The organism is Kaistella yonginensis (assembly GCF_030409525.1).
GTDB lineage: Bacteria > Bacteroidota > Bacteroidia > Flavobacteriales > Weeksellaceae > Kaistella > Kaistella yonginensis.
The window spans coordinates 16,688-30,684 of record NZ_JAUFQB010000005.1 but is presented as its reverse complement, the minus strand read 5'-3'; the positions used below and the strand labels follow the sequence as shown (position 1 = coordinate 30,684).

Sequence of the window (13,997 nt, the reverse complement as noted above, 5' to 3'; positions counted from 1 at the left end):
GCCATCTGCCAAACCCACCAAAGTTATTTCCGAATTTTCGCTTACTCAACAACACCATTCACCCCTTTTTATTTGCATAAAATCCATATTGTAAAGCTAAAGGAGCGGAAATCCTTTTTGTGGAGCGGAGCGCAACAAAAAGATTGGGAGCGGAAGGCGGAGATTGCTGCCCAAATAAATTATTTTACGCGCTCTAAGTAAGAACCGTCTTCTGTATTCACTTTGATTTTATCGCCTGCTTCGATGAACAAAGGAACCATGACGCGAGCACCTGTTTCTACGATGGCATTTTTCAGTGCGTTGGTTGCGGTATTTCCTTTCACGCCTGGATCAGCTTCAACTACATCCAGGTATACTGTTGGTGGTATTTCTGCCGACAAAGGAGATTCATCTGCATCTTTCAAAATAATGGTTACTTCTTCGCCAGCTTTCATGAACTGTGCGTTTTCAATCATTTCTTTGTCAAGGTAGATTTGCGAAAAATCTTCATTATTCATAAAGTGATATCCATTATCATCTTCATACAGATATTGGAATTTTCTGGTGATTACTTTCACCTCATCAATTTTGTGTCCGGCAGAAAAAGTATTGTCTAGCACTTTTCCATTGGTGACCGACTTCATTTTTGTTCTTACAAAGGCGGGACCTTTTCCTGGTTTTACGTGTAAGAAATCAATTATTTTGAAAATATCGTTGCTGAATTCGATACACATTCCTTTTTTAATATCGTTGCTTGTTGCCATTTATTTTTTATAGTTGAGGGTTTATAGTTGCTGGTTGCTGGTTGAAAATTAATTCTTGATTCTTAATGGTTGAAGGTGTTTAGGTCTGAATTTATAAAAACCCACTTACTCTTTTCCTGTGCCGTATCCTTTTACGATTCCTCTGGGCGAGTTTCTTATAAACTCTAGAATTTCATCGCGTTCGGCGGTGGGCAACATTTCCTTTTCGATATAACTTGAAGCCTGCGACACATTCATTTTCATTTGAAATACTGCACGATAGATCTTCTGAATTTCAAAAATTTTATCATTGGTAAAGCCTCTTCTTCGGAGCCCTACAGAATTGATTCCTGCGTAGGTCATCGGTTCGCGGGCTACTTTTACATAAGGTGGAATATCTTTTCTTACTAACGTTCCGCCAGAAATCATGACATGTTTGCCGATTTTACCAAACTGATGCACTGCGGATAGTCCGCCCATTACGGTAAAATCGCCAATTTCAACATGACCAGCGATGCCGCAACCATTCACAATAATCACATGATTACCGATAATGCAGTCGTGGGCAATATGGGAAGTTGCCATGATTAAACATTCTTTTCCTATTTTGGTATAACCAAGGGCTTTTGTACCGCGATTTACGGTAACACATTCTCTAATTGTTGTACCATCACCGATGATGGTTTGGGTATCTTCGCCATCAAATTTCAGATCTTGTGGGATTGCTGAAATGACGGTTCCTGGGAAAATGCGGCAGTTTTTTCCGATTCTGGCACCGTCCATAATGGTTACGTTGGAGCCAATCCAGGTTCCTTCGCCAATTTCAACATCACCTGCGATTGTTGTAAAGGGTTCTATCGTTACGTTTCTGCTTATTTTTGCGCGCTTGTCTACAGCGGCTAATTGATGTACCATTTAATCGGGTTTATTTTTTGCTACCTGCGCCATCAATTCTGCTTCCACTACAACGCTATCGCCAACATAGCCATAACCTTGCATGTGAACAATTCCTCTTCTAATAGGTGAAATTAATTCAATTTTAAATACCATGGTATCTCCTGGGACTACCTTTTTCTTAAATTTAACTTTATCCATTTTAATAAAATAGGTAGAGTAATTTTCGGGATCTGGAACGCTGGCCAAGACTAGAATACCACCAGTTTGTGCCAAAGCTTCCACCTGTAAAACGCCAGGCATCACTGGTTCTTTGGGAAAATGGCCTACGAAGAACGGTTCGTTCATGGTTACATTTTTCAACCCAACAACATGGGAATCAGAAAGTTCCAAAATCTTATCAATCAATAAAAAAGGAGGTCGGTGCGGCATCAATTTCATAATACCATTGATGTCGTAGACTGGTTCTTTATAAATATCAATATCGGGTACATTTTTCTTTTTCTGTAATTTCCACTGTCTGTTTAATTTCTTAGCAAACTGGGTATTTACAAAATGACCTGGTTTATTGGCAATTACTTTTCCTTTGATTTTAACACCCACCAAAGCCAAATCACCGATAACGTCTAATAGTTTATGGCGTGCGGCTTCATTGGGATAATTTAAGGTAAGATTATCTAAAATACCATTCGGTCGAATGGATACTTCATCTTTACCAAATGCCTTCTTGAGTTTGTCTGCTGTTTCTGGGGTTAATTCTTTATCCACATATACGATGGCATTAGAAATATCACCACCTTTGATTAGGCCTGCATCCAAAAGCATTTCTAATTCATGTAAAAAACTAAAAGTACGTGCGGCAGAAATCTCTGTTTTGAATTCTGAAATATCTTTTAAAGTGGCATTTTGCGTTCCTAATACTTTGGTACCAAAATCGACCATCGTGGTTACTTCGTACGTATCTGAGGGGATGATGGTAATTTCTGAACCCGTTGCTGGATCACTATAACTAAGGACTTCTTTAACGACCAGATATTCTCTGGCGGCGCATTGTTCTTTAATTCCTGCTTTTTCGATTGCTTCTACAAAAAATTTGGAAGACCCATCCAATATCGGCGGTTCAGCACTGTCCATTTCTAAAATAGCGTTATCGATATCGCAGCCCACCAAGGCCGCAAGTAAATGTTCGCAAGTATGGATTCTAACCCCTAATTTCTCTAGGGTGGTGCCTCTTTCTGTGGTGGTCACATAGTTGACATCTGCTTCGATATGAGGGTTGCCCTCCAGATCTGTTCTTACAAAAACGAAACCTGTATTTTCTTTGGCAGGTTTCATCGTTAGGGTAACTTCGCGACCAGTATGCAGCCCGATTCCGGAGAGAGAAATCTCTTCGATTAAAGTTTTTTGTTTATCACTCATTAGTATTATCTTTTGAGTTGTGCTCAAGATTATTTATTCGTTTAACAATATCGGTAAAATTTCTAAAATGCACGTAATTTCTTCGGTATTCGCCAGCATTTATAGCAGGAGAACCGTAGAGGATTTCGCCATCTTTGGTATTAGAATTCACCCCACTTTGCGCCTGTATTTTCACTTGGTTTCCGATTTGGATATGACCCACAATACCGACCTGCCCCCCGATTTGGTTCCAGTCCCCAATGATGGTTGAGCCTGCAATGCCCGCTTGTGCAGCGATTACATTATTTTCACCAATCTTCACATTGTGGGCGATTTGGATTAAGTTATCGATTTTGGTTCCCTTACCGATAATGGTTGAACCGATTGTTCCCCGGTCAATACTACAGTTAGAGCCAATCTCTACATGATCTTCTAAAATAACATTTCCCAATTGTGGAATTTTCTGATAGCCCTCTTTGGTGGGTTGAAAGCCGAAACCATCTGACCCAATTACGGTATTGGAATGAACGATACAATTATCGCCAATCACACAGTAATCATAGACTCTAACCCCACTGTACAGGGTACAGTTTTTACCAATTTTCACATTTTTACCAATAAATACCTGTGGGTAAATCTGCGAACCATCACCGATTTTCACCTTTTCAGACACGCAGGTAAAAGCGCCAACATAAACATCTTCTCCTACAGAGGCAGATTCATGAAAGACAGCACCCTCTTCAATTCCGGATTTGCGACCTTGCATTTGTTGATACAAATTCATTAAAACCTGAAAAGCCAGATAGGCATCTTCTACAGCAATAATGGTGGGTTGGTAAGCTTTATCTGATAAAAGTTTCTCGGAAACAATTAAAACAGAGCATTTCGATTGATCGATATACGGTGCAAACCTTTCTTGGGCAACGAAAGAAAGATGGCCTTCTTCTCCACTTTCGATAGGCGAAACTCCTGTGATTAGCGCCTGCTCATCTCCTATAATTCTTCCGTTAATAAAATTTGCAATTTGTGATGCGGTAAATTCCATATCCTGCAAAGATAACAATTTCCCAAATACGCCGAATCATTTAGGCCACAAAAAAAGCGGTTTAAATTTCCCGTGGGAATGATAAAATATACTTGGTATTCAATTGATTGATAAATGAGGACAGAATTTGATTCTCGGAAAGATCCAGTGTGATTTTCTCCCCATTCTTTTGCAACAAATAAATCGGTTGGTGTTCTGCATTGTATGGCAGCAGGTTTCTGGCAATTTGGTCTACGAGTTCTGGGCCAATACCCTGGCCAAATTTCAGATTGGTTTTGGTGATTTTGTCTTGAATAAATTCGGGTTCAAAGGGTTTTGAGGAAATCAGCGTTTTGGGGAATTTACGTTGAATCACACATTTGCACAAGTAGGAAAGAACGGGATCTTCATTTTTTGTCCAGAATTTTAAGGCTTGTATAATATCATTATCATCCAGTTCTGTAAACCGTTGAATATCTTCCTGCGTGGCTTTTTCAAACTCATTTTTATTTAAAAAATAGGCCAGGTTTTCGGAAGCTGGAAGGGTTTTTCCCAGCGAAACCAAATATTTAGCACGACCCAAAATCTTGACCAGAAGAAATTCTGCAATGGCAGAAGTCTTATGGTAGTACACTTGCCAATACATGAACATGCGGGCGGTTAAAAAGTTTTCAATGGAATAGATTCCTTTTGCATCGATCACGAGTTCGTCCTGGGACACGTTCATCATTGAAATAATCCGTTGCGTATTTACATTTCCTTCGGAAACGCCCGTGTAAAAACTATCGCGTTTTAAATAATCCAACCGATCCACATCCAACTGAGAGGAAATCAACTGATTGAAAAACTTGCGTTGGTATTTTCCCTGAAACATTTCGATTGCCATAGAAAGTTCACCATTAAACTCTTGGTTCATTTTATTCATCAACAAAAGCGATAATTTCTCGTGATGCCAATCATCCATCAACATATTTTCCAGCGCGTGTGAAAAGGGACCATGGCCAATATCATGCAGCAAAATCGCCAACAGGGCGGCTTTTTCTTCTTCTTTAGAAACTTTAACTCCTTTTAATTTCAGGGTTTCCAAAGCGGTAAACATGAGATGCATCGCGCCTAAAGCGTGGTGAAATCTGGTATGGGTGGCACCAGGGAAAATTAAATTCAATAGGCCAGTTTGGGAAATCCTTCTTAACCGTTGAAAATAGGGATGTTCAATAACATCAAAAAGAATTTCGTGGGGTATATTAATAAATCCGTGGACGGGATCGTTGATGATTTTGAATTTGTTGGTCATAATAGAAAGTTGGATTTGCAAATTTACAATTTACTTTTAAGCAAAAGTGCGTGTAAATATTGGATTGTATTTCGATAATGCCTTATTGATTCGCAATAAATTTAACGGAACTTTAACTTGGTTTTACGGAAAAGTTGGCAGTTTTTGGTTGTATTTTTGATGGCAGATACAAAATAGAAGTGCGCGAATTATATGAGCATTACCCTGCCTTCTAAAAACATTAATAAAATTAGATAGATGTCAAAAATTATTTGGATTGATGATGAAGTAGATTTACTAAAACCCCATATCGTATTTTTAGAGAACAAAGGGTACAAAGTAACCCCCTTTAATAATGTGAATGAAGCTTTGGAAGTGATTGAAAAAGAGAACTTTCAATTGGTTTTATTGGATGAAAACATGCCAGGAATCTCTGGACTAGAAGCCATACCGATGATTAAAAACATCGATTCTGCCATAAAAATCGTGATGGTGACCAAGAATGAAGAAGAACTCATTATGGAGCAAGCCATCGGTTCGCAGATTGCAGATTATATTTTGAAGCCGGTCAATCCCAATCAAATATTACTTTCATTAAAGAAGAATTTGCAGGAGGAGACTTTGATTGAACAGAAAACCATTTTGGAATATCAGCAGGAATTTCGAAATCTTTCCATGGAGCTTTCTTATTTGAAAACCTACGAAGAATGGGCAGAATATTATAAGAAAATCCTGAATTGGGAAATAAAATTTGATAAAGTCTTTGATAATGAATTCGCCGATTTGCTGCAATCCCAAAAGGAAGAAGCCAATATTCAATTCTCTAAATTCATTGAAAACAATTATGAAGATTGGTTAAACTCTTCGGATAAGCCGATGATGAGCCACACCTTATTTAAAGATAAGATCAAGCCAGAAGTAGAGAAAGAAAAGGTTTTGCTCCTCATGATTGATAATTTGCGCTACGACCAATGGAAAGTGATCGAACCATTATTCACTAAATTTTATCAGAAAACTTCGGAAGATTATTATTACAGCATTTTGCCGACCGCCACGCAGTATGCCCGGAATTCATTTTTCGCGGGTTTGATGCCGTCTGAGATTGAAAAAAGATTTCCACAGTATTGGATCAATGACAATGAAGATGGCAATAAAAACGAACATGAGCGCGATTTTTTAGAAGATCAGATGAAGCGTTTGGGTTTATCCGGCAAGTCGATGAAATATTTAAAAATACTGAATGCCGATTTCGAGCGCAAAATTTTAGAAGATTTTAATCAGCATAAAAGCAATGATTTGTTGGTGATTGTCTACAATTTCATCGATATATTAAGCCATGCAAAAACGGATAATGTTATTGTGAATCAATTAATTAGAGACGATAAAACCTTTCGTTCTCTCACCTACAATTGGTTTGAAAATTCTTCATTATTAAAGATTATCAAACAAGCTGCAGAAAGCGGATTCAAACTGGTGATTACCACGGATCACGGCACTATTTATGTAAAAAAACCGAGTAAAGTGGTGGGCGACCGGGAAACCTCAACCAATATTCGCTATAAAACAGGCCGCAGTTTAACTTACGAAAACAGTGATGTTTGGGCGATTTCTAATCCTGAGAAATTGTTTTTACCGAAAGGAAATTTAAGTTCCAAATATATTTTTGCAAAAAACAATACGTTTTTGGCTTATCCGAAAAACTACAATCATTTTGTAAATTACTATAAAGAAACGTATCAGCATGGCGGGATTTCTTTGGAGGAATGTATTATTCCGATCAGCATATTGGAGCCCAAATAATTTTTTTCATAGTTTATTTCCTTTGGGTTCGCTTGGGCGGGAAAAATATTCGATTTTTCCCGCCTTTTCTTGGATCATGGATTTTGGATCGGTCATGAAAAAAAACTGTAATTTTTTAGCACCTGTTTAAATTTGTTTGCAAAAAGAGATTTTCTTTATCCCCCGGCGCTAAAGGCTGGAAAATTTCTTAACCCTTCTACAACATACCATCATAGCAGGATTGGTGAAATGAATTTTGATGAATTTCAAACAAGCTTTTAAATAATACCTATAAAAAAAACCTTCTGACGGGGTGGTCAGAAGGTGATTAAAATTAAGTAATAAGGACTGTTCCTGCATAGGACGAGTTTGCTACGGCAGAATGGTCGGCTGCGCGGAAGGTGATCCAAACGTGGATTGTTTTTCCGCTCAACTGTGCGGAGACCGGTATTTCTACGGTGGCATCTGGTCGGAGGGCCATGTTTTCCATAAGAACCGGTTTTGCTTCATCATCGGCAATAAAAAGAACCTGTAATTGATCGGTCTGTCTTACGGGATCTCCTCCGCTGTTGTCAAACCAATCTAATTTAAAGGTATTGGCCACGAGTGAAGAAAGTCCAGTTGGGAGGGGTGCCATCAAACTGCCACGAGCAAAATCAATTTCCGCGTAGGCGGGTTCGACCTGCATGGTGACAAAATTCAGTTTAAACGCATTAATCACGGTGGTCATAGCCTGATTGTAGGGCGATTTCATACCGATGCGTTTACCGAAATATTCGCGGGCAAATTCTTTATACGGCAGAATAAAATCATAACTGCGTTTCATTCGCTGCTGCACCAAAAGCTGTTTGTCTGTTGGGGCAGCGGTTCTTTTGCGTGGTCTTTTGCGCAAAATTTCAGTTCCAAACAAGTTGGCTACGACTAGCCGGCCGATTTTGCCGGAGGAGCCTGATAATAGAGAGTCATACAATTTTCCCATCACTTTAGTTTTTAGGGGTTAGTACATTATTTTCCTCAAAGATGAAACTTATTCGGATCACTTTTCCCGGTGTGGCTGATATTGGCTTCTATTGTCTATTTGGTCTCTGCCTGGTTAAGGTTTGTTTAGGGTTTGTTTATAGGTTCTTTACCCGTTGTATAGGGTTTGTTTATGGCTGGTGGCAGGTTTGGGCTGCGGGGTGTTGGGTTATTTTGGGTTATTTTGGATTATTTTGGGTTATTTTGGGTTATTTTGGGTGAAAAGACGGTTGTGCAAGTGCAAATTGTGGGTTAACTTTAGGGGTCTGTATCTTTAAAAGCTTACGTGATGAGAAAGTTAACTTTTATCAGTGAAGCGCAAGTCCGCAGTATTTTTGAGGAATTGCGTGTGCTTCAGGCACAATTGCAGACGGTTTCCGAACCCTTTCTGCGAAGAGAAGATCTGCTGACCGAGCAGGAAGTCTGTACCCTTTTACGGGTAAGTCCGCGCACGATGTTGCGGTACCGAAAAGCCGGGCATTTTCATTACATTAAACTGAACGGCACGATCCTTTATCACCGGGCGGTGTTGTATTGCGATGTGCTGCTCAAGTGTATGATTTATGAAAAGAGGTCCCAGAGCAACTCTTCGGGGGAGTCTGAGGAATCTGAGGGTCTCTGAAAATTCTATTTGAAGCAAGGCCTGCCCGATCCAGCGGTAAAGAACGGCGTGTATCTGGACACGACCATCGCGGGATGGGACGGGTTTTCAGTAAGATGGTGGTTTTTTTTCGGTGTAGGCTGGAAATATGGAAGCGTGAGAGGTTTTTTTTAAAAAGATATTCGCTTATTTAGCGAACGACCCTAGCTCCTCATTTATTATTTGATAATTCTAAGTAGGAACTGAAGAAAACTTCTGAAATTTATTAATAAAATAAAAACGTCTCGCAAAAAAATTCCTGAATAATTTTTTACGGGATATAAATTGCAATCATAAAGTTGGTTAATATATTTTTTTTTGTCAAAAAGTGTAAATTCACTTTTTAAAATCATCAAAATAATTCCCGATGTAAAAACAGCGACTCTTTCTTGAAGTACGACCTGAGCTTTGGGCATTTTAGCTAAAGTTGCAATTTCATTAATTTTCACGGTCACTTTTATGGAATCGCCAATGAATTTCCTCAAATTCTCGCCCGTCCTTTTTTGTCTTGTAATTGAATTTCTATTTTGATAAAAAACGACTGGCGTAATTGGAAGAGACTTAACCATTTTCGCTTTAGAAAAAGCTTCGGCATTGAAGGGCGCATCTTCGATGTAGGTTTTTTCAAAGAATTCTATATTATTATCTATTAAGAACATTTTTCTGTATAATTTATTACAGACAGAGTTTTCAAAATTATAAATCGCTAAATAACTTAAACCGTCTAAAATTTGGGAATCTTGTTTAAAAAAAATACGGTCAATGAAATTGTAATTTTCATCGGTACGCTCTGCGCCAAACTCGAGAATATCAAGTTTATAATCCAAAGCAGTCTGGATTATTTTCTGAATTTTATTTGGTTTCAAAAAATCATCAGAATCTAAAAAGAAAAGGTAATTCCCTTTTGCCACTTTGATTCCTGTATTGCGAGCACCTCCTAGCCCTTTATTTTCTTGTGAAATGACCTTGATATTGGCATATTGCTTGCTAAATTCAAGAGCAATATTCAAACTTTGGTCAGGCGAAGCATCATCTACGATTACAATTTCATACTGAATTTGCAGCCAGTCATTATTGATAATAGAATGCAGACATTTTGCTAAAAATTGCTCTACATTATATACAGGTATGATAAAACTAAGATCTGGCCTCATTTTGAAATTTTAGTTTTGATCACCAATAACATCGGAAGAAGAAAACCAACTTGTTTTCTTTTTGCAAAAATAAAAAACATCTTCCAATGGAATGGAAAATACTTCATTTCAAGATTAGAAAATGAATTGGTATACAAAGAATCTGACAATATTTCATTTAATCTTTTCTTTTTGTCACTATAGGATTTCGGACTGAATGTTTCATTAAGCCCCACGCCAATCACACTTAAACAGATGCGGTTTTGTAAGGCTAATTTAAATTCAGCAGGTTTATTTTCAATGATTTTTTCAATGATTTTATATAAATTTTTCCAGTTTTCAAAAAGTGTGGGCTTATACAAACTCGTCAAAGATGAAGCATTGTTTTTTCGATAAAAGTAATAGGGTTCATCTACAATTCTAACCGTTTTTGCAATTTCTAAATATTGAATATTAAACAATAAATCTTCGGTTCCGATTAAACTCGTATCGGTAAATTGAATAGCATTTTCTTTAATGATTGGTGAATGATAAATTTTCATACATGCAGTAACTAAGCTGTCAATTTGTGAAGGATCAGATAATTCTTGTGCCATTAATCCAATCATTTTTCTTTGAATATTTTCTGCGGAAAATTCTCCTTTTATATTAAATTTTCTAATTTTTGAGGTGTTTTGATAAATTCTATTATATGAAAAACATGTTAAGTCATTTGTGATAAAGAATTTCTCCAAAGAAGTTATCGTATTTAAATCTAAATAATCATCACTATCTAAAAACATAAGATATTCTCCTGTACTTTTTGCAATTCCAACATTTCGAGTTGCTGATAAACCTTTGTTTACCTGATTTACAACAATAATTCGTGAATCTGTTTTTGCAATTTTTTGAAGTAAAACCAACGTACTATCTGTAGAACCATCATTGATACAAATAATTTCAAGATTCAAATAGGTCTGATTGATGACACTTTCCAAACATTGAAAAATGTAATATTCTACATTGTAGCAGGGTATGATGATGCTAATTTTTTTCATTATCCTCTTAAAAACATAAAATAGGTGAATAAATAATAAATAGCAATCACTACCCCCACTACCCTGTACTGATTAGGAAAAAGCTTGTACCGCAAAAGTGGATATGCAATTACAGGTGCCATCAGAAACCAGGAAAGGTAGGCAAATCGGTTGGAGAAGTTGGCACGAATAATTAAAATCCAAAAAGCATTGGCAATCATGAAAACACCCCACAGATGAATATAAAATTTGTCGGTAATGTTTTTTTTGAAAATAAAATACCAACCGGCAAAAGCCGCAAAAGAGGAATAAAAAAGGAAATCCCAACGAAAACCAGTATAAGCAAAGGCATCTTTGATTGTATTTTCTTTGGTTAAATAATCTTCAGCACGCGTATCATCCCCAAAACCCAGTCCGCCAAAAAAACTTTCCCAAAATCCACCACCTATCAAAGAAAGAGGAATCGCTGCCAACCATATAAAAAGATAGACTTTGGGGTTTTTATAAATAGCGGACACGATAAAAGCGGCAATTGGAATAATAAGCGAATTGTGCATTCCAAAAGACAGTGCCATGATTGCGTACATTAAAAACTTTCGCTCATAAAAATAGAGGGCCAAAATAAAAAGCGACGTCCCTAAGCCATTGCGAATACCATTGGTTCCGAATGGCCAAAACATATAAGAACCTACAAAAATAAAAAAGACATAATACCAATATGAGCCACCGTATTTTTTAGAAAAAAGATAACAAGGAATAATATAAATTAAAGCACAAAGGAAGAAAAACCAACGAGGAGACATGATTTTGGAGGAAAAAATCATGAAGAAATTGAAAATATAATCTTTTTGTACGACTAACTCATCTCCCCGTTGAATTCGTTTAAATGCAGCTGCGTAAACTCCCATATCTTGAAAGACTGCACTTATTGGCCGAGTTCCTATATATGATATGACAAACAATAACAAAAAAATGCCGATTCCTCTCGAAAATCTAATTGTAGAATCTTCGAAAAAATCAAATTGATAAGACCTAAAAAGCGTGATGAGCATTAAGATCATCATGATATTGTAATAAATGGCAGTGTAACTGCTTATGGGAATCCAGTCGAACAATTGCGGTTAAGGTTGATGTTGAGGAATTGCTTCTAATTTTGTTCAAAGATAATATTTCTTTGGTTTTGAAATTTTCTAATGCTGCTCATATACCCATTTATTTACTTTTAATGGCATTAAAAAATTTCATAAAATCCTGATTAAGGTCTTGCGACAATTTCTGTGCTCCAAATTGGTTAATATGAAGCGCATCAAAATAGGCGACACTATCATTGATGTAAGGTGCTTTCGCAAAAATCTTACTCTTTGCAAGATCGTACACAAAGACATTCTGATATTTTTTGGCGACTTGCATTAATAGGAGGTGGTTTTTATTGTTCTCTATCTTTAAAAATTGATGGCTGTTTTCTTTTACAATACCATTATTGAGTTTGAGGGGATTTTTATCAACCGTAGGAAACGTAGAAATTAAAATCAATTTTTGATGGGGTTGTAATTGCGCCGCCAAATCATCTAAAGCCAACGAAAGTGAAGGCAATCGCTCAAAACCGAGACTGTTGATGATGATTATTTTATTTGTTTCAATTAATTTTTCTGTCGTTGCTACCAAAGAATCCGTCGATTCGATTTGTCCTAATTTTTCTGCTGGAATTTCGCTTTTTTTTATTCCTTTAAGGGCGGGGTAAATATTTCTTGTCAGGGTATAAAAAGAAAAATGATTTTTCCGTCCGATTTCATCTAGGAAAGGTTTCAATGACAAAGCATGACTGTCGCCAATTAAAATAATAGCATCGTTTTTCGAAAGATCTCCCAATTTTTCCACCACATTATGATTATGCGACTTTGCGCCCATTCCAGGGGAGGCAAAATTGGAAGGGATTTTATTTTGCTCAGCCATTGTCGGCAAAAAAGCATACAACACCAAAAAAGCAAGCGATGCAGGAACCACTATTTTGAAAAAAACGGAGTCTTTTTGTTTTCTAAATTTGCTTTCTACGAAAGTATAAGACACCCAAGAAATTGCGTAGGTTGCCATTGAAATTAATAGAATGGTTTTAAAATCAAACGAATATTCCTCAAACCGATAACGAATAATAGCCATGATCGGCCAATGAAAAAGATACAGCGAATAGGAAAGTTCCCCGAAATGTACAAGCCATTTTTTTGCCAATAAATCACTGATGAAATTGTTTTTTACCGTTAAAAGTGTTCCTGCTGCAAAAGCAGGAATTAAAGCCAGAAAGCCTGGAAAGGGAGAATGTTCGGTCATAAAGTAAGCACACCCTAAAAAAACCAAAGTGCAACCCAAGGCGATACCTGTATTTTGTTTTCTTGTAAAATCGATACCTTTTTTAAAAACAACCGCCATCAATGCTCCTACTAAAAATTCTGGAATTCTGGCTAGCAAAGAAAAATACATTTCATTTTGATGGTTGAAGCCGTAGATTTGCACTGTACTGTAAATGCTCAAAATCACAATCAGCACACTAAAAACAAGTACTAATCTTTTTCGAAACACATATAAAATTACAGGAAGAATGATATAAAACTGCATTTCAATTGCCAAAGACCAAGTATGAAGCAAAGGATTTTCGCTCATTGTGGCCCCAAAATAATCGGCACCTCCTGCAAAAACGTGGTTTGAAATAAAAAATAAAGAGCGTAATAAAGTTCCTCTTATCGTTCCAATATCAAGATACATGTAGAAATAAACGCTCGCACCCGCAACCAAAAAAAGCATGAACAAATACGCAGGGACGATTCGTTTTATTCTTTTTGTAAAAAATTGGATGAAGTTAAATTTATTTTGCTCAATTTGGTGTATTATTATACTGGACACCAGATAGCCAGAAATAACAAAAAACAAATCCACTCCCAAAAATCCACCTGGAAGCCATTCTTTGTTAAGGTGAAAAATAAAAACAAGAAAAAAAGCAACTGCCCGTAGGCCTTGAATATCATTTCTAAATTGCATTAATTAAAATTTTTATGATGGTCATTCATTTTTTTTTTGAGTATATGAACCAAAGTTTTACCGCAAAAGTG

General features: G+C 36.9%; 13 protein-coding genes. 3 read left to right on the top strand and 10 right to left on the bottom strand.

Annotation, left to right across the window (positions count from 1 at the left end):
• The coding region (locus QWY78_RS02155) for a hypothetical protein (protein WP_290216094.1) at positions 1-201 on the top strand (201 nt) is incomplete at its 5' end.
• On the opposite strand, the gene efp is transcribed toward QWY78_RS02155, so the two are convergent.
• The 5 genes from efp to QWY78_RS02130 all read right to left on the bottom strand — a co-directional run bounded on the left by efp (position 180) and on the right by QWY78_RS02130 (position 5,332).
• Positions 180-743, bottom strand: a complete 564-nt coding sequence (efp, locus tag QWY78_RS02150) for an elongation factor P (protein WP_290216092.1) — start codon at positions 741-743, stop codon at positions 180-182. The two genes, QWY78_RS02155 and efp, sit on opposite strands and share 22 nt — an antisense overlap.
• 105 nt (positions 744-848) lie before the next feature.
• Positions 849-1,637, bottom strand: a complete 789-nt coding sequence (lpxA, locus tag QWY78_RS02145; RefSeq protein ID WP_290216090.1) for an acyl-ACP--UDP-N-acetylglucosamine O-acyltransferase — start codon at positions 1,635-1,637, stop codon at positions 849-851.
• Positions 1,638-3,035, bottom strand: a complete 1,398-nt coding sequence (locus QWY78_RS02140) for a bifunctional UDP-3-O-[3-hydroxymyristoyl] N-acetylglucosamine deacetylase/3-hydroxyacyl-ACP dehydratase (RefSeq protein ID WP_290216088.1) — start codon at positions 3,033-3,035, stop codon at positions 1,638-1,640.
• Positions 3,028-4,059, bottom strand: a complete 1,032-nt coding sequence (gene lpxD, locus QWY78_RS02135; RefSeq protein WP_290216086.1) for a UDP-3-O-(3-hydroxymyristoyl)glucosamine N-acyltransferase — start codon at positions 4,057-4,059, stop codon at positions 3,028-3,030. Before lpxD ends, QWY78_RS02140 begins: the two co-directional genes overlap by 8 nt.
• Before the next feature lie 61 nt (positions 4,060-4,120).
• A complete protein-coding gene (locus tag QWY78_RS02130; protein WP_290216084.1) occupies positions 4,121-5,332 on the bottom strand; it encodes an HD domain-containing protein in 1,212 nt (403 codons plus the stop codon).
• A 237-nt stretch (positions 5,333-5,569) separates the two neighbouring features.
• On the opposite strand from QWY78_RS02130, the gene porX reads away from it, so the two are divergent.
• Positions 5,570-7,111 carry a T9SS response regulator signal transducer PorX gene (porX, locus tag QWY78_RS02125; RefSeq protein ID WP_290216082.1) on the top strand — a complete coding sequence of 514 codons (1,542 nt, stop codon included), beginning with the start codon at positions 5,570-5,572 and terminating at the stop codon, positions 7,109-7,111.
• Between the two features lie 313 nt (positions 7,112-7,424).
• Here the strand turns inward: porX and QWY78_RS02120 are convergent, their stop codons facing one another.
• Positions 7,425-8,069: a DUF6266 family protein gene (locus QWY78_RS02120; protein ID WP_290216080.1), complete on the bottom strand. Its 645-nt coding sequence runs from the start codon at positions 8,067-8,069 to the stop codon at positions 7,425-7,427.
• A gap of 327 nt (positions 8,070-8,396) precedes the next feature.
• Here QWY78_RS02120 and QWY78_RS02115 point away from each other — a divergent pair, with 327 nt between their 5' ends.
• On the top strand, positions 8,397-8,729 hold the full coding sequence (locus QWY78_RS02115) for a helix-turn-helix domain-containing protein (protein ID WP_290216078.1): 333 nt from the start codon (positions 8,397-8,399) through the stop codon (positions 8,727-8,729).
• Positions 8,730-8,926: 197 nt separating this feature from the next.
• On the opposite strand, the gene QWY78_RS02110 is transcribed toward QWY78_RS02115, so the two are convergent.
• The 4 genes from QWY78_RS02110 to QWY78_RS02095 all read right to left on the bottom strand — a co-directional run bounded on the left by QWY78_RS02110 (position 8,927) and on the right by QWY78_RS02095 (position 13,926).
• The gene (locus QWY78_RS02110; RefSeq protein WP_290216076.1) at positions 8,927-9,901 is read right to left on the bottom strand and encodes a glycosyltransferase family 2 protein; all 975 of its coding nucleotides are present in this window, start codon (positions 9,899-9,901) and stop codon (positions 8,927-8,929) included.
• The gene (locus QWY78_RS02105) at positions 9,898-10,917 is read right to left on the bottom strand and encodes a glycosyltransferase family 2 protein (protein WP_290216074.1); all 1,020 of its coding nucleotides are present in this window, start codon (positions 10,915-10,917) and stop codon (positions 9,898-9,900) included. The genes QWY78_RS02110 and QWY78_RS02105 overlap by 4 nt, the downstream gene beginning before the upstream one ends.
• Positions 10,917-11,957 (bottom strand): EpsG family protein, encoded by a 1,041-nt coding sequence (locus tag QWY78_RS02100; protein ID WP_290216096.1) that lies wholly within the window; start codon positions 11,955-11,957, stop codon positions 10,917-10,919. Before QWY78_RS02100 ends, QWY78_RS02105 begins: the two co-directional genes overlap by 1 nt.
• Before the next feature lie 151 nt (positions 11,958-12,108).
• Positions 12,109-13,926: an acyltransferase family protein gene (locus QWY78_RS02095; RefSeq protein WP_290216072.1), complete on the bottom strand. Its 1,818-nt coding sequence runs from the start codon at positions 13,924-13,926 to the stop codon at positions 12,109-12,111.
• Positions 13,927-13,997: the final 71 nt, after the last annotated feature.